Annotated in this window: 21 protein-coding genes; 16 read left to right on the top strand and 5 right to left on the bottom strand. The window is 71.4% G+C overall.

The features are described from left to right. Positions 1-2: 2 nt before the first annotated feature. A complete protein-coding gene (gene lipA, locus Gocc_RS11460) occupies positions 3-923 on the top strand; it encodes a lipoyl synthase (protein WP_245904915.1) in 921 nt (306 codons plus the stop codon). 222 nt (positions 924-1145) lie between these two features. On the opposite strand, the gene Gocc_RS11455 is transcribed toward lipA, so the two are convergent. From Gocc_RS11455 to Gocc_RS11440, 4 genes are all read right to left on the bottom strand, one after another. Further along, a complete protein-coding gene (locus Gocc_RS11455) occupies positions 1146-1997 on the bottom strand; it encodes a trypsin-like serine protease (protein ID WP_114796727.1) in 852 nt (283 codons plus the stop codon). Positions 1998-2078: 81 nt separating this feature from the next. Beyond that, complete coding sequence (locus tag Gocc_RS11450; RefSeq protein WP_114796691.1) at positions 2079-3395, bottom strand: class II fumarate hydratase; 1317 nt, start codon at positions 3393-3395, stop codon at positions 2079-2081. 196 nt (positions 3396-3591) lie between these two features. Further along, on the bottom strand, positions 3592-4986 hold the full coding sequence (locus Gocc_RS11445) for an FAD-dependent oxidoreductase (protein ID WP_114796690.1): 1395 nt from the start codon (positions 4984-4986) through the stop codon (positions 3592-3594). A gap of 11 nt (positions 4987-4997) precedes the next feature. Continuing rightward, positions 4998-5756: a FadR/GntR family transcriptional regulator gene (locus Gocc_RS11440; protein WP_181813616.1), complete on the bottom strand. Its 759-nt coding sequence runs from the start codon at positions 5754-5756 to the stop codon at positions 4998-5000. 56 nt (positions 5757-5812) lie between these two features. Here Gocc_RS11440 and Gocc_RS11435 point away from each other — a divergent pair, with 56 nt between their 5' ends. Continuing rightward, positions 5813-6679 carry a phytanoyl-CoA dioxygenase family protein gene (locus tag Gocc_RS11435; protein WP_181813615.1) on the top strand — a complete coding sequence of 289 codons (867 nt, stop codon included), beginning with the start codon at positions 5813-5815 and terminating at the stop codon, positions 6677-6679. Positions 6680-6799: 120 nt separating this feature from the next. Here Gocc_RS11435 and erpA read toward each other — a convergent pair whose 3' ends face one another. Further along, on the bottom strand, positions 6800-7216 hold the full coding sequence (gene erpA, locus Gocc_RS11430; protein ID WP_114796688.1) for an iron-sulfur cluster insertion protein ErpA: 417 nt from the start codon (positions 7214-7216) through the stop codon (positions 6800-6802). Positions 7217-7375: 159 nt separating this feature from the next. On the opposite strand from erpA, the gene Gocc_RS11425 reads away from it, so the two are divergent. The 14 genes from Gocc_RS11425 (at position 7376) to Gocc_RS11360 (ending at position 21411) form a co-directional block, all read left to right on the top strand. Then, the gene (locus Gocc_RS11425) at positions 7376-7741 is read left to right on the top strand and encodes an NADH-quinone oxidoreductase subunit A (protein ID WP_114796687.1); all 366 of its coding nucleotides are present in this window, start codon (positions 7376-7378) and stop codon (positions 7739-7741) included. A gap of 68 nt (positions 7742-7809) precedes the next feature. Then, the gene (locus tag Gocc_RS11420) at positions 7810-8334 is read left to right on the top strand and encodes an NADH-quinone oxidoreductase subunit B (protein ID WP_114796725.1); all 525 of its coding nucleotides are present in this window, start codon (positions 7810-7812) and stop codon (positions 8332-8334) included. Further along, positions 8334-8879, top strand: a complete 546-nt coding sequence (locus tag Gocc_RS11415; RefSeq protein WP_114796686.1) for an NADH-quinone oxidoreductase subunit C — start codon at positions 8334-8336, stop codon at positions 8877-8879. The genes Gocc_RS11420 and Gocc_RS11415 overlap by 1 nt, the downstream gene beginning before the upstream one ends. Before the next feature lie 13 nt (positions 8880-8892). Beyond that, on the top strand, positions 8893-10155 hold the full coding sequence (locus tag Gocc_RS11410; RefSeq protein ID WP_245904917.1) for an NADH-quinone oxidoreductase subunit D: 1263 nt from the start codon (positions 8893-8895) through the stop codon (positions 10153-10155). Positions 10156-10195: 40 nt separating this feature from the next. Then, positions 10196-10669 (top strand): NADH-quinone oxidoreductase subunit NuoE family protein, encoded by a 474-nt coding sequence (locus Gocc_RS11405; protein WP_114796684.1) that lies wholly within the window; start codon positions 10196-10198, stop codon positions 10667-10669. Further along, positions 10666-11994 (top strand): NADH-quinone oxidoreductase subunit NuoF, encoded by a 1329-nt coding sequence (nuoF, locus tag Gocc_RS11400; protein ID WP_245904914.1) that lies wholly within the window; start codon positions 10666-10668, stop codon positions 11992-11994. Before Gocc_RS11405 ends, nuoF begins: the two co-directional genes overlap by 4 nt. Continuing rightward, the gene (locus tag Gocc_RS11395) at positions 11991-14225 is read left to right on the top strand and encodes a 2Fe-2S iron-sulfur cluster-binding protein (protein ID WP_114796683.1); all 2235 of its coding nucleotides are present in this window, start codon (positions 11991-11993) and stop codon (positions 14223-14225) included. The genes nuoF and Gocc_RS11395 overlap by 4 nt, the downstream gene beginning before the upstream one ends. Further along, complete coding sequence (nuoH, locus tag Gocc_RS11390; RefSeq protein WP_114796682.1) at positions 14222-15244, top strand: NADH-quinone oxidoreductase subunit NuoH; 1023 nt, start codon at positions 14222-14224, stop codon at positions 15242-15244. The genes Gocc_RS11395 and nuoH overlap by 4 nt, the downstream gene beginning before the upstream one ends. 12 nt (positions 15245-15256) lie before the next feature. Further along, positions 15257-15754 (top strand): NADH-quinone oxidoreductase subunit NuoI, encoded by a 498-nt coding sequence (gene nuoI / locus Gocc_RS11385; RefSeq protein WP_114796681.1) that lies wholly within the window; start codon positions 15257-15259, stop codon positions 15752-15754. Beyond that, a complete protein-coding gene (locus Gocc_RS11380) occupies positions 15755-16288 on the top strand; it encodes an NADH-quinone oxidoreductase subunit J (protein ID WP_114796680.1) in 534 nt (177 codons plus the stop codon). Continuing rightward, the gene (gene nuoK, locus Gocc_RS11375) at positions 16288-16596 is read left to right on the top strand and encodes an NADH-quinone oxidoreductase subunit NuoK (RefSeq protein ID WP_114796679.1); all 309 of its coding nucleotides are present in this window, start codon (positions 16288-16290) and stop codon (positions 16594-16596) included. The genes Gocc_RS11380 and nuoK overlap by 1 nt, the downstream gene beginning before the upstream one ends. Then, positions 16593-18491, top strand: coding sequence for an NADH-quinone oxidoreductase subunit L (gene nuoL, locus Gocc_RS11370; RefSeq protein ID WP_114796678.1), 1899 nt, complete (start codon positions 16593-16595; stop codon positions 18489-18491). The genes nuoK and nuoL overlap by 4 nt, the downstream gene beginning before the upstream one ends. Next, positions 18491-19933 carry a complex I subunit 4 family protein gene (locus tag Gocc_RS11365; protein ID WP_114796677.1) on the top strand — a complete coding sequence of 481 codons (1443 nt, stop codon included), beginning with the start codon at positions 18491-18493 and terminating at the stop codon, positions 19931-19933. The genes nuoL and Gocc_RS11365 overlap by 1 nt, the downstream gene beginning before the upstream one ends. Next, a complete protein-coding gene (locus Gocc_RS11360) occupies positions 19930-21411 on the top strand; it encodes an NADH-quinone oxidoreductase subunit N (RefSeq protein ID WP_114796676.1) in 1482 nt (493 codons plus the stop codon). Before Gocc_RS11365 ends, Gocc_RS11360 begins: the two co-directional genes overlap by 4 nt. The last annotated feature ends 29 nt before the right edge of the window (positions 21412-21440 follow it).

Here is a 21440-nt window from a genome sequence, read left to right as displayed (position 1 = left end):
CCGTGGAGACCTCGCTCCCCGTCGCCGAGCGCCCCCGCCGCCCCGAGTGGATGAAGGTGCGCGCGCCGAGCGCCGACGGCCGCTACTTCGACGTCAAGAAGCTCATCCACGGGGCGAGCCTCAACACGGTGTGCGAGGAGGCGCGCTGCCCGAACATCGCGGAGTGCTGGGGGAAGGGGACGGCGACGTTCCAGATCCTGGGCGACACGTGCACGCGCGCCTGCCGCTACTGCTACGTCCACTCCGGCAAGCCGGAGCGGGAGCCCGACCCGCTCGAGCCGCTGCGGCTCGCGCAGGCCGCGGCGCAGATGGGCCTCCACCACGTCGTCGTCACGTCGGTCGACCGCGACGACGTGCCCGACCGGGGCGCCGGCCACTTCGCGGCCACGATCCGCGCCCTGAAGGCGAAGCTGCCGGCCTGCTCGGTCGAGGTCCTGACGCCCGACTTCCTCGGCGTCGAGGAGCAGGCGCTCGCGACCGTGATCGGCGCGCGCCCCGAGGTGTTCAACCACAACATCGAGACGGTGCGGCGCCTGCACCGGCGCATGCGCGGGTCGAAGGCCTCCTACGAGGGGGCGCTGTGGCTGCTGCAACGCGCGAAGGAGATCGCCGACTATCCCGTGCTGACGAAGTCCGGCATCATCGTCGGGCTCGGCGAGACGAACGACGAGGTCGTCGAGACGATGCGCGACCTGCGCGCGCACGGCGTCGACGTCGTCACGATCGGCCAGTACCTGCAGCCGTCCTCGAAGCACGCCGAGATCGACCGCTGGGTGCACCCCGACGAGTTCCGCTGGCTGCGCGAGCAGGGCGAGGCCCTCGGCTTCGGCTCGGTGTTCGCAGGCCCGCTCGTGCGCTCGAGCTATCGCGCGGACGAGCAGAAGCACGCCGCCGACACCGGTCGCGGCGCCGTCGCGTACTGACCGGAGTGGAGGGGCCGAGGGGACGGCTGCCCCTCCACTCCGGTCGTTGGAGAGTGCCCGGCTAGTGCGGCGTCTCGCACCATTCCACCGGAAAGCCTTGTTGCGAGACGCCGCACCCGATGCTCGCTGCGTGTCGCCCGGCTGCGGCGCAGCCGGGCGACATGATCCTGAAGGGGCGCGCTCCGCGCGCGCGTTTCGGGTCGAACGTCCGGAGACGGCGCACTAGGGCGCCAGCCCGAAGGTCGACAGCCACCCGAGGTCGTCGGCGCGGTCGACGCGGTAGACGCCCCCCGTGCCGCCGCAGGTGCCGTTGAGCCCGAACGAGGTCACCCCTGCGACGACGTTCGAGGCCCCGACGAAGTTCGGGCCGCCCGAGTCGCCGAAGCAGGTGCCACCGGTCGAGGCGTTGTTCGACAGGAGCAGCGAGCCGTCACCCGTGAATCCCGTGTTGATCTGGATCAGCCGCGGGTGCGCGACCATGCGCACGCGATCGGCCTGGGTCTTCCAGGAGGCCGCGTCCGGGAAGGCCTTCTGGAGCCCGTACCCCACCGCGGTGAACGTGACGTCCTGCGTGCCACGCTTCGTCTTCAGCCTGTCGAGCACGTCCTGCTGCGGAAGGGCCCCGTACGCGGCCATCGGGTGAGGCCTGTCGAGGACGACGACACCCAGGTCGAAGCGGTAGAACGCATTGGGGTCGTACTGCGGGTGCGTGTACGGCGTGCCGCCGACGTCGCCGTGGCACGGGTAGCCGGTGACGGCGGTGTTCGCGCAGCCGCTGCCGCCCCTGGCCACGGACACGTAGTTCGGGTCGACCTGGATCGGCCCCGGCGCGAAGAAGATCTCGATGCCGGCAGCCGGGGCCTCGGTGCAGTGACCCGCGGTCAGGAAGACCCTCTCCGACATGAGCGTGCCGCTACACCGCCACAGCGGCTCCCCGGCTGCGCTCTTGGCGAGCATCAGACCGACATACGGGTGACCGTTCCCGTCGAGCTCTCCGTCCGTGATCGCGCTCGCCGGAACGGCGACGACGAGCAGCGTCCCCAGCAGCGCGAACAACACGAGCATCCTGCGCATGTGCTTGTCCTCTCCCCTGATCGAGCCGGGCCCCATGGGCCCGTGGATTCGAACTCAGGATACGCGAGATCTCGGCGCGGTCTACCCGTGCGGCTTGGCCATCGTGTGGTAGTCGAGCGCCTCGTCGAGGATGCTCTCCTCCACGCCCGCCTCGCGCGCGACCTCGCGCAGCGAGCGGCCGCTCGCGGCCGCCGTCTTGACGATCTCGGCGGCCCTGTCGTAGCCGATGTGGGGGTTGAGGGCGGTGGCGGCCGACAGCGTCAGCTCCGCGTAGCGCTCGCACTGGGCGCGGTTCGCCTCGATTCCGTCGACGCACTTCTCGGCGAGGAGCCGTGAGGCGCTCGCGAGCAGCGTGATCGACTGGATCAGGTTGCGCGCCATCACCGGGATGAAGACGTTGAGCTCGAAGTGGCCCTGCATGCCGCCGACCGTGATCGCGGCGTCGTTGCCGATCACCTGGGCGGCGACCTGCGTCACGACCTCGGGGATGACCGGGTTGACCTTGCCCGGCATGATCGACGAGCCCTTCTGCAGCTCCGGCAGGAACAGCTCGGCGAGGCCGGCGCGGGGGCCCGAGCCCATCAGCCGGAGGTCGTTCGCGATCTTCGTGTAGCTCACCGCCACGACCTTGAGCGCGCCCGACAGCTCGACGAGGCCGTCGCGGGCCGCCTGCGACTCGAAGGGATCCGCCGGAGGCGAAACGGGCAGGCCGGAGGAGGCGTGCAGCAGCCCGCGCACCTTCGCGGCGAAGTCGGGGTGCGTGTTGAGCCCGGTGCCGACGGCGGTGCCCCCGAGCGGGATCTGGCCGAGGCGCGGCAGCGCGTCCTGCACGCGCGCGATGCCCTGACGCACCTGCGCCGCATAGCCGCCGAACTCCTGTCCGAGCGTGACGGGCACGGCGTCCATGAGATGCGTGCGGCCGGACTTGACGACGTCGTCGAAGGCCGCCGCCTTGGCCTCGAGCGAGCGCGCGAGCTGCTCCATCGACGGCAGCAGGTCGTTGACGGCGCCGTCGAGGGCGGCGAGGTGCACCGCCGACGGGAACACGTCGTTGGAGGACTGGCCCATGTTGACGTGGTCGTTCGGGTGCACGCCCTCCCCCGCGAGGGCGGCGATCACCTCGTTCGCGTTCATGTTCGAGCTCGTGCCCGAACCGGTCTGGAAGACGTCGATCGGGAACTGGTCGTCGAACTCGCCGGCCGCGACGCGGTCGCCGGCGTCGGCGATCCGCTGCGCCATCTCGGCGTCGAGCAGCCCGAGGTCGGCGTTCGCGCGCGCGGCGGCGGCCTTGATGCGCCCGAGCCAGTGCGCCACGGACGCCGGAATAGGCTCGCCGGAGACGGGGAAGTTGTTCACGGCCTTGTCGGTCTCGCCGCCCCACAGCTTCGCGCCGCTCATGAGAACGAGTCTAGCGCTCGGCTCGCCACCGGCCGGGGCGAACCGACGCCCCAGTAGCGGATCCCGATGCGAAGCGCGAGCTCGCGGTCGCTGGCGCGGGCGGGGCGGGGGTCTCGTGCGACGGCGCCCCGAATGCTCGGGGCATCTCAGCGGCGCGGCCGTGATGGTCGCCACTGGTCCGCACGCCGTGTAGCGCCTACGGAAGGAGCGCCCTCCCACCTGATTCCACGGCGCGAGCGGCGCCGAGCAGCTCGTCCCACCTGCACAGCTTCACGCGCGGCCGTCCCTGCTCCTCGCCGAGGGCCCGCTCGCGCGCGTCGATCGCCTGCCAGCCGGCGTGCGAGACCGCCGCGACGCCGCGGGCGGCGAGCAGCTCTGCCACGTCGCCGCCGCTCGCGCGCGGAAGCGTTCCCGCACGGGCGTCCTCGAGCAGGAGCTCCACGGTCTCGGCGGCGTCCTTCTTGTTCGTGCCGATGACGCCGCTCGGGCCGCGCTTGATCCAGCCGGCGCAGTAGAGCCCCGGCAGCACCGCCCCGTCGGCGCCGACCACGCGTCCGCCGCGGTTCGGGATCGTGCACGTGCGCTCGTCGAACGGCACGCCGGGGAGCGGAACGCCGCGGTAGCCGACGCTGCGCAGCACGAGGCCGCACTCGATCACCTCGCGCGTCCCGCCCGGAACCGCCGTGATACGCCCGCGGTCGTCGCTCACGAGCTCGTTGTGGACGACCTCCACCGCCTCGACACGACCGTCGCCGAGGATCGCCACGGGCGACACGCAGAAGCGCAGCCGCACCGCCTTCGGCCTGCCCTGCGGCGGGCGGGCGGCCGCCTCTCGGAGCACCTCGACGTTGCGCCGGGCGATCGCTGTGTCGTCCTCGAGCGCGGCGGCGCTCGCCGGGTCGAGCTCGAGGTCGGCGGGGTCGACGATCAGGTCGGCGCCGGCCAGCTCGGTCAGCTCGATCAACTCGGGCGTCGTGAACGCGGCCTGTGCGGGACCGCGGCGGCCGAGCACGACGATCTCCTCGATGCCGCCCTCGACGATCGCCGCGATCGCGTCGTCGGCGGTGTCCGTGGAGGCGAGCTCCTCGGGCGTGAGCGCGAGCATGCGGGCGACGTCGACCGCCACGTTGCCGTTGCCGACCACCACCGCACGGCGCGCGGAGAGGTCGAACGGGATGCCGTGGTAGTCGGGGTGGCCGTTGTACCAGGCGACGAACGCGGTAGCGGGCCACGAGCCGGGCAGGTCCTCGCCGGGAATGCCCATGCGCCGGTCGGCCTGGGCGCCGACGGCGTAGAGGACCGCGTCGTAGGCGGAGGCGAGATCGTCGTGGTCGAGATCGCGGCCGATCTCGACGTTGCCGAAGAAGCGGAACCCTGGGCGCTGCGCGATGCGCTCGAACACGCGCGAGACGGCCTTGATGTTCGGGTGGTCGGGCGCGACGCCGAGCCGCACGAGCCCCCACGGCGTCGGCAGCCGGTCGAACATGTCGACCTCGACGGGCGGGTCGGCCGCGAGGAGCTGGCCTGCAGCGTAGAACCCCGCCGGGCCGGACCCGACGACCGCGACGCGGAGGGGGCGCTCGGGGCTCATCGGCGTCGATCCTACTCACAGGCGGCTGGTCGACCGGCCACCTGCGCGCGTCCGAGGCCGAGGCGGAGTCCGACGATCCAGTCGTGGGTCGCCTCGGCATGCCGCACCGCTTCGACGCGGGCGGCCTGCTCGTCCCCCGCCGCGATCGCCGCGACGATGGCGGCGTGACCGGCCTGCGAGATCCTGCGGGCCGCGGCCGGCCCGGGCGCGAAGCGCAGGATCTCGCCGAGCTCGGCCTGCACCTGCGTCTCCGCCGCGATCAGTCGCTCCGAGCGGGACGCCTCCGCGACGGCGACGTGGAAGCGCGCGTCCGCGAGGCGGAACGCGGCTGCGTCGCCGGCGCTCGCCGCCACGGCCGCGTCGGCGGCGCGCAGATCGTGCACCGTCGCGCCCGAGGCCCGCGCGGCAGCGAGCGCGGAGGCCTCGCCCGAGATCGCGCGGCGGAAGTCCGTCAACTCGCGCAGGCGCGCGGCGGTCGGCGGCGTCGCCGACGGCTCCGGCAGCGCGCCAGGAGCGTCCGGCCGCACGAACGAGCCGCCCGCGCGGCCGCGCCGCGTCTCGACGAAGCCGGCGTCGCGCAGGATCGCGAGCGCCTGCCGCAGCGTCATCGGCGCGACGCCGAGCCGGGCGGCGAGCTGCTGCTCGGCAGGGAGCCGCTCGCCGGGGGCGAGCACGCCCGTACCGATCGCCTCGCCGAGCCGGCGCACGACCTGCTCGACGGCCCCCTCCGACCGCAGCGGCGCAAGCGCGAGCTCTCGGGCCTTGCCCAACAAATCCTCTAAATGATAGTTGTTTGTGCAGACAGGCCCGCGGCAAGGAGGGAACGGTGCAGCCGACACAGCAGCAGATCGAGGACTACCGGCGCGACGGGTTCGTCGTCGTCGAGCGTTTTCTCGAGGCGGACGAGCTCGAAGGGCTGCGCGGCCGCTACGCTTCGGCGTTCGCGCACGAGTGGGAGACGGGCCTGCAGCCCGACGAGGTCAACTACCAGCCGGGCGTCACCCCGCCCGACAAGACCCGGCAGCTCTGCAACGTCTGGAAGGCCGACCGGACGCTCGCCGCCACGGTGCTCGCCCGCCGCAACGCCGAGTTCGGGGCCCGCCTCGCCGGTGTGCCCGGCCTGCGCCTCGTGCAGGACAACGCGATCTGGAAGCCGCCGTCCGGGAAGGCGCTCCTGTGCCACCAGGACGCCGCCTACGTCGGCTGGCTCGAGCCGCCGAACATGACGACGTGCTGGATGGCCCTCGACGACACGAGCGCGGACGCGGGCACGATCTACTACGTGCGCGGATCCAGCCACTGGCCGCGCTTCCCCGCCGGCGGCTCCTTCCACGCGCCCGAGGACTGGCTCGGGTACGTGCACGAGGTGATGCCGCCGGGCGAGGAGCTCGACCTCGTACCGATCGAGGTTCCCGCAGGAGGGGCCGCCTTCCACGACGGCTGGACGTTCCACGGCTCGCCTCCGAACGAGCGTGCCGACAAGGAGCGTCGCGCGCTCGTCAGCCACATGGTCTCGACGGAGACGCGCTGGGCCGACGGGGCGAAGCCTCATCCCATCTACTCGAAGTACCGCCGCCCGGGCGAGCGGGAGCTCGACGAGGCGTTCTTCCCCGTCATGTGGCGCGAGGACGGCTATCGCACGGGATGGCTCGACGCGTGGTGCGCGCCGGCGAGCGCGGGTCGCCGGCCCTGAGCCACAGCGGAGGGAGGCTCCCTGGGACCCGCGGGCTCCCGGCCGCAGGGGTGTGCCCGGCGAAGGAGGGAGCGATCAGGGTTCCGCGAGCGCGGAATCCCGATTCCTGCGCACGAGGACTCAGTGCGAGCAGCCGGAGCCGCAGCCGCCGGCGCTCGCCTCGGGCGCCTCTTCGCCCTCGGCGACCTGGAACGAGTGGCCGCAGCCGCACGACGAGGCGGCGTTCGGGTTGTCGATCTTGAACCCGGACTCCTGCAGGCCGGTGAGGAAGTCGATCGTCGCCCCCTGGAGGTAGGGCGCGCTGAACGGGTCGACGACCACGCGCACGCCCTCGAACTCGAGCTCGACGTCGCCCTCGCCCGGCGCCGTGTCGAAGCCGAGACCGTACTGGAAGCCGGAGCAGCCGCCTCCCTGGATCGCGACGCGCAGCACCGTCGCGTCGGCGTCCGGCTCCTCGGCCATCAACTCCCGCACCTTGGCGGCCGCAGTGGGCGTGAGGGTGAGCAGGACGTCCGTGGGGCGTTCGGCGATCTCCATGCCAAGGATGGTAGCCGAACCGGTGGCGGCCGCCGCAAGGGCGACAGTTTGTAACAACTGATTCCCGCTGATACAGCGGGTTCGCACATGATCTCGTGCAGCAGCGAGGGAGGTGCTAGGTTTCGCGGTCAGACTCCCACCGCGAGGGAGAGGAACCGCATGCTCTCCGACTGGCTCCCGTTTCTGATCTACGCGCTGCTCGCGGCGGGCATCCCCGCCTCGATGATCGCATTCTCCTTCGTGTTCGCCACCCGCCCCACGTCGCGGACGAAACAACGCATGATCCCGTTCGAGTCGGGCGTGTCCGAGGGGCCGCCGCGGCAGGATCGCCGCTTCACCGTGAGCTTCTACCTCACGGCGATGCTGTTCATCCTCTTCGACATCGAGATCGTGTTCCTGTACCCGCTCGCGATCCAGCTCGACGCCCTCGGCTGGTTCGGCTTGATCGAGTTCCTCGTCTTCATCGCCATCCTCTTCGTCGCCTACGTGTACATCTGGCGCAAGGGGGCCCTGGAATGGCACTGAGCCGCAGGCTCCCCCTCATCAGCGACCGGCCGCTGGCGCGCGCCGGGCTCAGCTCCGAGCGCGTCCTCATGCCGAACAAGGGCCCGGGCGTGTTCGAGGAGGAGATCGAGAAGATCGAGGACGCGCTCGGCATCACCACCGTCGAGAAGGCGGTCGCCTGGGCGCAGGCGAACTCGATGTGGCCGGACACGTTCGGCCTCGCCTGCTGCGCGATCGAGATGATGTCGATCGTGTCGTCGCGCTACGACATCTCGCGCTTCGGCATGGAGCGCTTCAGCTCGTCGCCGCGCCAGGCCGACCTGCTCATCGTGTCGGGTCGGGTCACCCACAAGATGGCGGCCCCGCTGCGGCAGGTCTACGACCAGATGCTCGAGCCGAAGTGGGTGATCGCGATGGGCGCCTGCGCGAGCTCGGGCGGCATGTTCAACAACTACACGGTGCTGCAGGGCGTCGACAAGATCGTCCCCGTCGACGTCCACGTGCCGGGCTGCCCGCCGCGGCCGGAGGCGCTGATGGAGGGCATCATCCGCCTGCACGAGAAGATCAAGGCGGGATTGCCGCCGGCGTACCAGATCCGGGGCGTGGCGCAGTAATGGCGTACGAGGCGACGCCCGGGCTCGTCGAGACGGTGGAGGCGCACGGCGAGCTCACCCTCGTCGTCGACCCCGCGCGCATCGTCGAGGCGTGCACGCATCTCCGCGACGTGGAGGGCTTCAACTTCCTCTCCGACCTGTCGCCGACCGACTACCTCGGCTGGGCGGAGAAGGGCGTCGCCGGCTACTACGGCACGCGCCCGGGCCGCGACATGCACCGGCCCGGCTCGCAGGGCATGGCGCGCGTGCCCGACCCGAAGCCGAAGCGATTCGCGGTCAACTACCACCTGCTCCGGCTCGCCGACGACCCCGTGCGCATCCGCGTGCAGGCGTGGCTCGACGACCGCGAGGAGATCGACAGCGTCGTCGGCGTGTGGCCGACCGCGGACTGGTTCGAGCGCGAGGCCTGGGACATGTTCGGGATCGTCTTCCGCGGCCACCCGAACCTGCGCCGCATCCTCATGGAAGACGACTGGGAGGGCCACCCGCTGCGCAAGGACTATCCGATCGGCGGCGAGCCCGTCCGCTTCTCGGGGGAGGAGTAGGGCCGTGGCGGTGATGGAGAGCACGGCGCAGATCTACGAGGGCTCCCGCATCCCGAGCCCGATCCCGACGGTGCTGCAGGTCGATCCCGACAAGCACGACCTCGAGGACATCCTGACGATCAACTTCGGACCCAACCACCCGTCGACGCACGGCGTGCTGCGACTCGTCGTCGACCTCGACGGCGAGATGGTCGCCGGCCTCTCCGCCGTCATCGGCTACCTGCACACGGGCTTCGAGAAGACGATGGAGCAGAAGACCTGGTGGAAGTGCATCACGTATCCGGAGCGCATCGACTACCTCTCGTTCCAGACCAACGAGCTCGTGTTCGTGCTGGCGATCGAGAAGCTGCTCGGCCTCGAGACGCCGCGCAAGGCGACCTGGATGCGCATGTGCCTGTCCGAGCTGAACCGGATCCACTCCCACCTCGTGTGGCTCGGCACCTCGGCGCTCGAGCTCGGGGCGATCTCGATGTTCTGGTACACGTTCGACGAGCGCGACGCGATCCTCGACCTCTCCGAGATGGTCTGCGGCACGCGCATGCACACCCGCTACTTCCAGGCGGGCGGCCTCGCGGAGGACATTCCGCCGGGCTTCTACGAGAACGCCCGCACCTTCTGCAAGCAGATGTCGAAGGCGGTCGACGAGTACGAGGCCATTCTCGACGCGAACGCGATCTGGCTCAAGCGCACGAAGGGCATCGGCCTGCTGTCGGCGGACGACGCGATCGCGCTCGGCCAGTCCGGGCCGTGCCTGCGCGCCTCCGGCGTCAACTGGGACCTGCGCAAGAACATGCCCTACCTCGCCTACGACGAGGTCGACTTCGACGTGCCGGTCTACACGGGCGGCGACGTCTACGACCGCTACAAGGTGCACATGGACGAGATGCGCCAGTCGGTGCGCATCATCGCCCAGTGCGTCGACCGCCTCGAGGAGATGGAGGGCGAGCCGTGGATCGCCGACGACCGCAAGGTCGTGCTGCCGCCCCGGCACGAGCTCCACACCTCGATGGAGTCGCTGATCCACCATTTCAAGATCGTCACCGAGGGCTACAGCGTGCCCGAGGGCGAGGTCTACGTCGTCGTCGAGTCGGCCCGGGGGGAGATGGGCTGCTACGTCGTCTCCGACGGGGGGCCGAAGCCGTGGCGCGTCAAGTTCCGCGCGCCGAGCTTCGTGGCGCTCGAGGCGACCGCGACCTGCATGCGCGACGCCGCCGTGGCGGACATGATCGCGATCGTCGGGTCGCTCGACGGCGTCATGGGCGAGGTCGACAGGTGACACGCGCTCCCCGACGATCGCGCGGATCGGGCGGCGCGGCGTGATCCCGCTGTACGACCGCATCCAGGAGTTGAAGGCGATGTACCCCGACCCACGATCGGCGGTGATGCCCGCGCTGCAGCTCGCCCAGGAGCGGCACGGCGGCTGGCTGCCCGAGCAGGCCTTCCGCGAGGTCGCGGACGCGCTCGACCTCACGCCCGCCTACTGCCTCTCGATCGCGTCGTTCTACGACATGTTCCGCCTCGAGCCCGTCGGCGAGCACGTGATCGAGGTATGCACGAACATCTCGTGCGGGCTCAACGGCGCGCAGCAGGTGGTTGAGGCGTTCGCCTCCGAGCTCGGCCTCGGGGCCGGCGAGACGTCGGGCGACGGCGCCTGGACGCTGCGGACGGTCGAGTGCCTCGGCGGCTGCGGCTGGGCCACGGTCGTCGCCGTCAACAACCGGCACAGGCTGCACGTGCAGGCGGCCGACGTGCCCGGCATCGTGGCAGAGCTGCGCGGGGAGAGCGCGTGAGCACGCCGGAGATCGTCTTCGCCGGCAGCGGCGGCGGGGCCCTCACGCAGATCGCCGACTACGAGGCCGTCGGCGGCTTCGCCGCGCTCGCCAAGGCGCGCGCGATGACGCCGGACGAGGTCATCGCCGAGCTCGACGCGTCGAACCTGCGCGGCCGCGGCGGCGCCTTCTTCCCGACCGGCCGCAAGTGGAGCTTCGTCCCCAAGCCCGACCGCATCGCCAAGCCGCACTACCTCGTCGTCAACGCCGACGAGTCGGAGCCGGGCACGTTCAAGGACCGCGAGATCATGCTGCGCGTCCCGTTCCGCTTCCTCGAAGGCTGCCTCATCGCCGCCCACGCGATCGAGTCGAAGCACGTGTTCGTCTACATCCGCGGCGAGTACGAGCAGGAGTTCGAGGTGCTGGTGGCAGCGCTCGAGCAGATGAAGGCGCGCGACCTGCTCGGCGACGTCACGGTCGTCGTGCACCGCGGCGCAGGCGCGTACATCTGTGGCGAGGAGACCGCGCTGCTCGAGTCGCTCGAAGGCCGCCGCGGGCAGCCGCGCACGAAGCCGCCGTTCCCGGCCATCGCGGGCCTCTACGCCTCGCCCACCGCCGTCAACAACGTCGAGTCGATCACGACGGCGACCGCGGTGATCGAGCTCGGCGGCGCCGAGTACGCGAAGCTCGGCGTCGAGAACTCCACCGGCACGCGCGTCTTCTCGCTCTCCGGCAACGTCGTCAACGGCGGCAACTACGAGCTTCCCCACGGCTTCCCGCTCAGGGATCTCATCTACGGCGTCGGCGGCGGCATCGCCGGCGGCCGCACGCTCAAGGCCGTGATCCCGGGCGGATCGTCGACGCCGATCCTCACCGCCGCCGAGGTGGAGCGCGTCACGCTCGACTTCGACTCGTTGACCGGCGCGGGCACGGCGATCGGCTCCGCCGCCGTGATCGCGATCGACGACCGCTGCTGCATGGTGCAGCTCGCCGTACGCGTGTCCCAGTTCTACGAGCACGAGTCGTGCGGCAAGTGCACCCCGTGCCGCGTCGGCACGAGGTGGCTGACGAGCATCCTCCAGAAGATCGAAGACGGGCGCGGCTCGCAGGCCGACATGGACCTGCTCCTGAGCGTGGCGGAGCGCATCAACGGCAAGTGCCTGTGCCCGCTCGGCGACTCGGACGCGATCGCCGTCGCAAGCTACGTCGACAAGTTCCGCGACGAGTTCCAGGCGCACATCGACGAGGGCGGCTGCCCGCTGCACGGCTCGTCCTCGCTCGACCACGTGCTGGCGCCCGTGGCGATGCACACCCACCACCACGCCCGCGAGGTCGTTCCCCTATGAGCGAGACGGTGAAGCTCACGATCGACGACCGCGAGGTCGAGGTGCCGAAGGGCACCGGGCTCGTCGAGAGCGCCCAGGCCGCGGGGATCGAGATCCCCGTGTTCTGCTACGAGCCGCGCCTCGGGCCTCCGGTGGGCGCGTGCCGCATGTGCCTCGTGGAGGTCGAGGGCCTGCCGAAGCTGCAGGCAGGCTGCACCCTGACCGCGCAGGACGGCATGGTCGTCAGGACCGCCGCCACGTCCGCGAAGGCGTCCGAGGGCCAGAACGCCACGCTCGAGTTCATCCTCGTCAACCACCCGCTCGACTGCCCCGTCTGCGACAAGGGCGGCGAATGCCCGCTGCAGGACCTCACCTTCCGCTACGGGCCGGGCAGCACGCGCATGTCGTTCTCGAAGATCACGCTCGAGAAGCCGATCCCGATCTCGCCGCTGATCGCCCTCGACCGCGAGCGCTGCATCCTCTGCTACCGCTGCACGCGCTTCTCCTCCGACGTGGCGGAGGACAACCAGCTGATCGCGCGCAACCGCGGCGCCCACACCGAGATCGCCACCTTCGAGAGCGACCCCTACCGCTCGCCCTTCTCGGGCAACGTCGTCGAGCTGTGCCCGGTGGGCGCGCTCACCTCGACGCAGTACCGCTTCGAAGCGCGCCCGTGGGAGATCCAGAACGTCCCCACCGTGTGCGGCCTCTGCCCGGTCGGCTGCAACATCAACGCGACGGTGCGCGAAGGCAAGGTGAAGCGCGTGCTCTCGCGCAACCACCCCGAGGTCGACGGCGGCTGGCTGTGCGACAAGGGCCGGTTCACCTCCCCGCACCTGCTCGCCGACGACCGCATCGCCGCGCCGCTCGCGCGCGGCCCGCTCGGGCTCGCGCCGGTCACGTGGGAGGCGGCGCTCGACCGCGCCGAGGAGCTGCTGCGCGGCGCGGAGGGGCGCATCGTGACGGCGCTGTCCGGCTCGGAGACGCTCGAGCAGGCCTACGGCCTCGCCCGGCTCCTGCGCGGCGGCCTCGGCGCGCACTCCGCCGTGCTGCCGGAGTCGACCTCCGGCTCGCTCGACGCCTTCCGGCTCCCGCTGTCCGCCCTCGCCGACGCCGAGATCGTCGTCGTCGTCGGCGACGACGACGTCGCCGACAGGGCGCCGGTCGTCGACCTGTGGCTCAAGGCTGCCGCCCGCAACGGCGCGGAGGTCGTCCGCTACGGCCCCGCCGGCGACCACCATGTGCTCCCCGGCGGCGCCGCAGCCGCGCTCCATGCGCTCACCGATCCCGCCGACGCGCTCGGCGCCCGCCTCCGCGCCGCCGACCGCGCGATCCTCGTGTGGTCGGGCCCGGGCGGCGGCGGCGGCGCACGCCTCGCCGAGGCGGCGCACGCGCTCGGCTTCGAGGGAAAGCCCGCCTGCGGCGCCTTCCACCTGCCCGCCACGCCCAACGGCCGCGGCGTCGCCCGGGCATGGGCGGCGGCGGCCGACGAGGACGAGGCGGACCCGGAGCCGATCGGCCTGCTCATCGTCTCCGGCGACGAGGCCGCCTCCGACCCGGCCGTGCGCGCGCTCGCCGAGCGTGCGGGCACGGTGATCGCGATCACGATGTTCCACGGGCTCGCCGTGGGCTGGGCCGACCTCGTGCTGCCGGCGACGGGGGCGCTCGAGCGGGACGGCACGCTGCTCAACCTCGAAGGGCGCCTGCAGCGCCTGCGCCGGGCCGCGATCGCGCCGGTGCCGGACGAGCTCGCCTGGATCGCGCGGCTCGCCGGGCGCTTCGGCGTGGAGCTGTCGCCGCACGCCGCGGCGGTGTTCGAGGAGCTGTCGCAGAAGGCGTTCGGCGGCGTCTCGGCGGCCGAGCTCGACGGCGCCGCGCCGCTGCCCGGCCGCGGCGCCTACGAGCCGCCCCCTCCCGCAGGCGAGACGAAGGCTCCCGCGCAGCCGCGCACGGCCGACGCGCGCTTCGTCGGCGAGCTGCGCCTCGTGCGCTACCGGCCCCTCTTCTCCGGCCCCCAGGTGGAACGCGTCGCCGCGCTCGGCTTCCAGCGACCCGAGCCCGAGCTCGTGCTCTCGGCCGCCGACGCCGAGCGCCGCGCGATCGCAGGCGGGGACACCGTGCTCGTGCGCTCGAACGGCACCTCCGTCGAGCTGCGCGCCCGCATCGACCGGCGGCTCGCCGAGGGCGTGGCACGGATCGCCGACGAGCACGCCGCCGACCTGCACCAGATCGTCGAGGTCGTGAAGCGATGACCTTTCCCGTACGCCTGCTCCTCGCGTCCGGCGCGAACGGCGAGCCGTGGTGGATCGCGCTCATCAAGGCGGCGATCATCATCAACCTCGTCCTCGTCACGTTCGCGTACCTGACGCTCGCCGAGCGCAAGATCATGGGTCGCATGCAACTGCGCTACGGCCCCAACCGGGCCGGCCCGTACGGGCTGCTGCAGCCGATCGCCGACCTCGTGAAGCTGATCCGCAAGGAGAGCTTCTTTCCGGCCGCCGCGATCGACGTGCTCTACATCAGCTCGCCTTTCCTGGCGGCGTTCACGGCGCTCTCGACCTTCTCGGTGATCCCGTTCGGCCCGGGCTGGACGATCGCCGGCTACCAGGTGAACGGCTACGTCGCCGACCTGCCGATCGCGCTGCTGCTCGTCTTCGCCATCGGCTCGCTCGGCATCTACGGCTTCATCCTCGGCGGCTGGTCGTCCGACTCGAAGTACGCGCTGCTCGGCTCGATGCGCACGTGCGCGCAGCTCGTCTCGTACGAGGTGTCGCTCGCTCTCAGCGTGCTCGGCGTGATCCTGATGGCGCGCTCGCTGTCGCTCGTCGACATCGTGCAGGCGCAGGCGAACGAGACGTGGTACGTGCTGCCGCAGTTCGTCGGCTTCGCCGTCTTCCTGGCGGCCGGCACGGCCGAGACCGCGCGGGCGCCGTTCGACCTGCCGGAGGCCGAGCAGGAGCTGGTCGCCGGATACCACACCGAGTACGGCGGCATGCGCTTCGGGCTCTTCTCGATGTCCGAGTACATCAACCTGATCACCCTCTCCGGCCTCTGCGTGACGCTCTTCCTCGGCGGCTGGCACGGGCCGCTGCTGCCGGGGCCGCTGTGGTTCGTGCTCAAGCTCTTCCTGCTCCTGTTCGTCTTCATCTGGGTGCGCACGACGCTGCCCCGCCTGCGCTACGACCAGCTCATGCGCTTCGGCTGGAAGGTGCTGCTGCCGGTGGCGACGCTGAACGCGGTTGTGACGGCGATCCTCGTGGTGGCGATCTAAGGTGTCCGGCCGATGAGCCCGCAGCCGTTCGGAACGCTCAAGGGATTCGGCGTCACGTTCCGGCAGATCTTCCGCAAGCCGATCACGCAGCAGTACCCCGAGTTCAAGCGGGCGGTGTACCCGCGCTTCCGCGGACGGCACATGCTGCACCGGCACGAGAACGGGCTCGAGAAGTGCGTCGGCTGCTCGCTCTGCGCCGCAGCCTGCCCTTCCGATTGCATCCGCGTCGTCGCCGCCGAGAACACCGCCGACAACCGCGTCTCGGCCGGCGAGCGCTACGCGCGCATCTACGAGATCAACATGAGCCGCTGCATCTTCTGCGGCTACTGCGAGCTCGCCTGCCCGTTCGACGCGATCACGCTCGGGAACCAGTTCGAGATCTCCGAGTACTCGCGCGACGACCTCGTCTACACGAAGGACATGCTCCTCGGCGAGCCGATCAAGCGCGTCCCCGTTCAGGATCCCGCCCTCTACGACACGCCGGTGCCGGCCTACAAGACCTCCAGCTAGATGGGCAACTTCCTCGTCTGGGTGATCTGGATCGTCGCCGCGCTCGCCTGCCTCGGCACGGGGATGGCCGTCGTCGGCTTCACCAACCCGTTCTACTCGGCGCTGTCGCTGATCGGGAACCTCGCCTCGCTTGCGGTGCTGTACCTGCTCGCGTCGGCCGAGTTCGTCGCCGCCGCGCAGATCCTCGTCTACGCGGGCGCCGTGATGGTGATGTTCCTGTTCGTGATCGCCTACCTCGGCGGGCGAGCCGACGCGCCGTGGGCAGGCGGCGGGCGCTGGCTGCAGCTCGCGGCGCTCGTCGCCGGGGCCGCGCTGCTCGTCGAGGTCGTCGTGGCGCTGCTGCTCAAGGCAGGCGGGCGCCTCTCCGACGAGGCGGCCGTCTCCGGCTCCTTCGGCAGCCCGGCGGAGATCGGGAAGCTGTTCCTCACCGACCACCTGCTCGCCTTCGAGATCACCTCGATCGTGCTGCTCGTCGCGGCCGTCGGCGGCGTCGTGCTCGGCATGCGCTCCGATGCCGAGGGGGAGCGGTCGTAGTGCTCGGCCCCGGCGTCCCCTGGTACCTCGCCGTCTCGGGCGTGCTGTTCGCGATCGGCGCCACCGGCGTGCTGCTGCGCCGCAGCCCCCTCATCGTCCTGCTCTCGCTCGAGATCATGCTCAACGCCTCCAATCTGGCGCTCGTCGGCTTCTCGCGCCTGCTCGGTGCCGTCGACGGGCAGGTGTTCGCGATCGGCGTCATGGCCGTCGCGGCCGCGGAGGTCACCGTCGGCCTCGGCCTCATCGTGGCCTTCGCCCGCCGCGACATGGAGCTCGACGTCGACGCTCTCACGGAGCTGCGCGGATGATCTGGGGGGCATGGCTCTGCCTGTTCGCCCCGCTCGGGGGCGCGATCGCGATCACGGTCGCGGGGGAGCGCATCTCGCGCACCGCGGCCGGCTGGATCTCGACGCTGTCGGTGTTCGCGGGCTTCGCGGGCGCGCTCGTCTCGTTCGTCTCCACGCTCGGCCGGGACGCCGCCGACCGGGAACAGCTGTCGACCGCCTGGTCGTGGCTCGCCGCCGGCGACTTCCGCGTCGGACTCCAGATCCTCGTCGATCCGCTCGCGCTGACGATGATGCTCGTCGTCACCGGCGTCGGCGGGCTCATCGTCTGGTACTCGATCGGCTACATGCACGGCGAGGACGAGGAGCGCCGCTACTTCGCCACCATGGCGCTGTTCGTGTTCTCGATGCTGATGCTCGTACAGGGCGGCAACCTGCTGCTGCTGCTCGTCGGCTGGGGCCTCGTCGGCCTCGCCTCGTACCTCCTGATCGGCTTCTACCACGAGCGGCCGGAGGCGGTCGCGGCCGCGAAGAAGGCGTTCGTCATGAACGCCGTCGGCGACGCGGCGATGGCGCTCGGCTTCTTCCTGCTCATCGCCAAGGTCGGCTCGCTCGACTTCGGCCGCGTGTTCGAGGCGGCGCAGGGAGGCGGCCTCTCGTCGACCACGCTCAACCTCGTCGCGCTCGGCCTGCTCGCCGGCGCCGTCGCGAAGTCGGCGCAGATCCCGTTGCACACGTGGCTTCCGGACGCGATGGAGGGCCCGACCCCGGTCTCGGCGCTCATCCACGCCGCCACCATGGTCACCGCCGGCGTGTACCTGATCGTCCGCACCCATCCCGTGTTCGAGGCGGCGCCCGGCGTGCAGCATCTCGCAGCGATCATCGGCGCGGTGACGCTGCTCGTCGCCGGCTTCGTCGCGCTCGTGCAGTGGGACATGAAGCGCGTGATCGCCTACTCGACGATGTCGCAGATCGGGTACATGTTCCTCGCGGCGGGGGTCGGCGCCTACGGCTTCGCCATGTTCCACCTGGTGACGCACGCCTTCTTCAAGGCGCTCATGTTCCTCGCCGCCGGCATCGTCATCCACCGCCTCGACGGCGAGCAGGACATCCGCAAGATGGGCGGCCTGCGTCGCACGATGCCGTTCACGTGGATCACGTTCCTCGTCGGAACGCTCGCTCTCGTCGGCATCCCGCCGCTCGCCGGCTTCTGGTCGAAGGACGCCATCCTCTCCGCGGCGCTCGCGACGGGCGGCGCGCTCGGCTGGTTCCTCTTCGCCGCCGGCATCCTGGGCGCCTTCCTCACCGGCATGTACGCGCTGCGCCTCTACCTGATGGTGTTCGAGGGCGAGCCGGCCGCACGCGATGCCCACGCGGGGGGCCACGCCGCGCACGGCCGCGGCGAGGGACCACGGTCGATGCTGATCCCGGTCGGCGCGCTCGCCGCCCTCAGCGCCGTCGGCGGCCTCATCAACGTGCCGGGCGCGTGGAGGACGTTCGAGCACTGGATCGGCGAGGTCGCCGTGCAGCTCGTGGAGCCGAGCGTGGCACAGGACTACGGCACGAGCGCCGTCGCGGTGCTCGTCGGCGTCGCGGGCGCGCTCGTCGCCCGGCGCGCCTTCACGCAGGGCCGCGAGCTCGTGACGATGCCCGGCGCGCGCACCGTGCTCGAGCACAAGCTCTACTTCGACGAGCTCTACGACGCCGTGTTCGCACGGCCCGCTCAGATCGTCGCCGACCGCCTGCGCGAGGACGTCGAGACGCCCGTCGTGCAGGGCTCGCTCACCGAGATCGGCGCCGGCACCCGCGCCGCCGCCGCAGGCGTCGCCCGCCTCCAGACCGGGCTCCTGCGCACCTATGCGCTCACGATCGCCGCGTCGGTCGTCGTCCTCGTCGTCGTCTTCCTGGCGGTGCGCTGATGCTGACGACCCTGCTCATCGTGCTGCCGCTCGTCGCCGCCGCCGTCGTGTGGGCGGCGCCGCTGCCGCGCGAGGCGACCGCGGGCATCGCCTCTCTCGTCGCGCTCGTCGAGGTGGGCCTGTGGATCCTCGCCCTGCTGCGGTTCGACTTCGGCTCGAGCGCGCTGCAGCACTCGGCGCAGCGCGAATGGTTCAGCGACCTCGGCGTCTCCTACCACGTCGGCTTCTACGGCTTCTCGCTCTGGCTCGCCGGGCTCACGGTGGCGCTCGGCGCCGCCGCGATCGGCTTCGGCATGTGGGTCGGACGCGACCGTGCACGCGCCTACTACGGGCTGATGCTGTTCCTCGTCGGCGCCGTCGTCGGCGTGTTCGCCTCCCAGGACCTGCTCCTCTTCTACGTCTTCTTCGAGGCGATGCTGATCCCGATCTACATCCTCGTCGGCGTCTGGGGCGGGCCGAACCGTGCCGCCGCGACGATCATGTTCGTCGTCTACACGATGGCGGGGTCGCTGCTGATGCTCGCGTCGATCGTCGCCTTCGGGCTCTCGCAGGGCACCTTCGACCTGATCGCCGCCGGCACGAGCGACAACGACTGGGTCTTCCTCGGCTTCGCGGTCGCCTTCGCGGTGAAGGCGCCGCTGTTCCCGTTCCACGGCTGGCTGCGCGCCGCCTACACGGAGGCGCCGCCCGAGGTGGCGGCGCTGCTCTCCGGCGTCGTCTCCAAGGCCGCCGTGTTCGGCTTCGTCTGGATCGTGCTGCGCCACTTCCCCGGCCCGGTGGGCGACTGGCGCACCGTCATCCTCGTGCTGGCGGCGACCGGCCTCGTCTACGGGTCGCTGCTCGCGTTCCGCCAGCCGGACATGCGCGGCGTCGTCGCCTACTCGTCGATGGGCCAGATGGGCCTGATCACACTCGGCATCTTCGCCGGCAACGACCTCGGCCTCGGCGGCGCGGTGCTGCAATCGGTCGGTCACGGACTCGTCTCGGCCGCGATGTTCCTTCTCGCAGGCATGGTGATCGAGCGCACCGGTAGCGACCGCTTCGCCGATCTCGGCGGCATGGCGAAGGGGCGCCCGGTGCTCGCGACGATCGTGATGATCGTCGGCATGCTCACGCTCGCGGTGCCCGGCTCGGCCAACTTCGCGGGAGAGTTCGCGATCCTCGCCGGGGTGTTCGCGCAGGGCTGGGGCTACGCCGCCGTCGGCGCCGTCGCGATCGTGCTCGCCGCGATGTACACGCTGCGCCTGATCTCCGCCGTGCTCCACCGCGCGAGCGGCGCCGCCATACGCGCCGAGGCGCTCGACCTGCGACCCGGCGAGGTCGCGCTCGTGCTGCCGCTCGTGCTCGCGCTGCTCGCCCTCTCCGCCTGGCCGGCCGCGGTCAGTGATCGCTCGTTCCCCGACCGCGGGCCCGCCGGCGTGATCTCGGAGGCGGCCGAATGACCGTCGGCGCCGCGATCGCGACCCCGAAGGTCGACTGGCTGGCACTGTCGCCGTCGCTCGCGCTGCTCGCGGCCGCGACCGTCTGCCTGCTCGGCGCCGTGCTCGTGCCGGCGGCCGCACGGCGCGCGTTCTCGGCGACCTTCGCCGGCGCCGGTTTCGGCGTCGCCGCCGTGCTGGCGGCCGTCGTGTTCGACCGCTCGCCCGAGCAGGAGCTGCTCATCGCCGAGTCGATGACGCGCGACCGCATCGCCGCGCTCGCGCAGATCGTGCTCGCCGGCGCCGGCCTGCTCTCGGTGCTCGTCTCGTGGGGCGACCGCCGCCGCGACCACGTGGGCGAGTACTACGCGCTGCTGGCCGCCGCGGGCGGCGGGATGCTGTTCTTCGTCTCCGCCGGGAACCTGATGACGCTGTTCCTCGGGCTCGAGTGGCTCTCGATCCCGCTCTACATCCTCACGGCGATGGATACCCACCGCAAGCGGTCGCTCGAGGCGGGGCTCAAGTACCTGATCGTCGGCAGCTTCGGCTCGGCGATCCTGCTGTTCGGAGCGGCGCTCACGTACGGGGCAACCGGCCAGCTCGGCTTCAACGCGATCCGCGAGGCGACCGGCGCCGACGACCCGCTGTTCGTCACGGGCATGGCGATGATCCTCGCCGGCCTCGCGTTCAAGGCCTCCGCGGCGCCGTTCCACATGTGGACGCCGGACGTCTACGAGGGCGCGCCGACGGCGGTGACCGGCTTCATGTCGGCGGCCACGAAGGCCGCGGCGCTCGTCGTCACGCTGCGCGTGCTCGTGACGGCGTTCCCGGAGCAGGCCGAGATCTGGTCGCTCGCGGTCGCCGTGCTGGCCGTCGCATCGCTCGTGGTCGGCAACCTCGCCGCGCTCGCGCAGAAGGACGTGAAGCGCCTGCTCGCCTACTCGTCCGTCTCGCACGCCGGCTTCATGCTGATCGCGGTCGCCGCCAACTCCCCGCTCGGCGGGAGGGCGCTCCTCTACTACCTGATCCCCTACGGCGCGATGTCGATCGGCGCCTTCGCCGTCGTCGCGGCGCGCGAGCGCGAGCTCGGCCGGGCGGTGACGCTGACGACGCTCGAAGGCTACGGTTGGGAGCGGCCGTTCCACGCGGCGGCGCTGTGGGTGTTCATGCTCGGCTTCGCCGGCTTCCCGCTCACGGGCGGCATGCTGGGCAAGTTCTACGTCTTCTCCGCCGCCTACGAGGCCGGCTGGTGGTGGCTCGTCGTCGTCGGCGTCGTCGCGACCGCGGCCAGCATCTACTACTACCTGTCGGTGATCCGGGCGCTGTTCATGCGCCCCGCGCCGGCCCGTGCCGACCTCGTCGCCGCCGGCGGCTCTCCGGCCGCCGACCCGGCGCTCACCGCCGCGATCGTCGCCGCGGTCGCCGTCACGGTCGGCTCGTTCTTCTTCGTGCAGCCGCTGGTCGACCTCGCCGGGCACGCGGTCTCCGCGCTCTCCTTCTGAGCGGCCCCGCCGCCCGCGCCCTCGCCTCG

It is taken from the genome of Gaiella occulta (assembly GCF_003351045.1).
GTDB classification, from domain to species: Bacteria; Actinomycetota; Thermoleophilia; order Gaiellales; family Gaiellaceae; genus Gaiella; species Gaiella occulta.
The sequence above is the reverse complement of the archived record's forward strand: the minus strand, read 5'-3'. Positions and strand labels throughout refer to the sequence as shown.

Bases quoted from the DNA above. Each gene is read 5' to 3' on its own strand.
- Gocc_RS11445 (WP_114796690.1), bottom strand. From the start codon at position 4,986: ATGAGCCCCGAGCGCCCCCTCCGCGTCGCGGTCGTCGGGTCCGGCCCG.
- Gocc_RS11415 (WP_114796686.1), top strand. From the start codon at position 8,334: ATGGCGTACGAGGCGACGCCCGGGCTCGTCGAGACGGTGGAGGCGCAC.
- Gocc_RS11395 (WP_114796683.1), top strand. From the start codon at position 11,991: ATGAGCGAGACGGTGAAGCTCACGATCGACGACCGCGAGGTCGAGGTG.
- Gocc_RS11380 (WP_114796680.1), top strand. From the start codon at position 15,755: ATGGGCAACTTCCTCGTCTGGGTGATCTGGATCGTCGCCGCGCTCGCC.
- nuoI (WP_114796681.1), top strand. From the start codon at position 15,257: ATGAGCCCGCAGCCGTTCGGAACGCTCAAGGGATTCGGCGTCACGTTC.
- Gocc_RS11450 (WP_114796691.1), bottom strand. From the start codon at position 3,395: ATGAGCGGCGCGAAGCTGTGGGGCGGCGAGACCGACAAGGCCGTGAAC.
- nuoL (WP_114796678.1), top strand. From the start codon at position 16,593: ATGATCTGGGGGGCATGGCTCTGCCTGTTCGCCCCGCTCGGGGGCGCG.
- Gocc_RS11365 (WP_114796677.1), top strand. From the start codon at position 18,491: ATGCTGACGACCCTGCTCATCGTGCTGCCGCTCGTCGCCGCCGCCGTC.
- Gocc_RS11425 (WP_114796687.1), top strand. From the start codon at position 7,376: ATGCTCTCCGACTGGCTCCCGTTTCTGATCTACGCGCTGCTCGCGGCG.
- erpA (WP_114796688.1), bottom strand. From the start codon at position 7,216: ATGGAGATCGCCGAACGCCCCACGGACGTCCTGCTCACCCTCACGCCC.
- Gocc_RS11360 (WP_114796676.1), top strand. From the start codon at position 19,930: ATGACCGTCGGCGCCGCGATCGCGACCCCGAAGGTCGACTGGCTGGCA.
- Gocc_RS11455 (WP_114796727.1), bottom strand. From the start codon at position 1,997: ATGCGCAGGATGCTCGTGTTGTTCGCGCTGCTGGGGACGCTGCTCGTC.
- Gocc_RS11410 (WP_245904917.1), top strand. From the start codon at position 8,893: ATGGAGAGCACGGCGCAGATCTACGAGGGCTCCCGCATCCCGAGCCCG.
- Gocc_RS11420 (WP_114796725.1), top strand. From the start codon at position 7,810: ATGCCGAACAAGGGCCCGGGCGTGTTCGAGGAGGAGATCGAGAAGATC.
- nuoH (WP_114796682.1), top strand. From the start codon at position 14,222: ATGACCTTTCCCGTACGCCTGCTCCTCGCGTCCGGCGCGAACGGCGAG.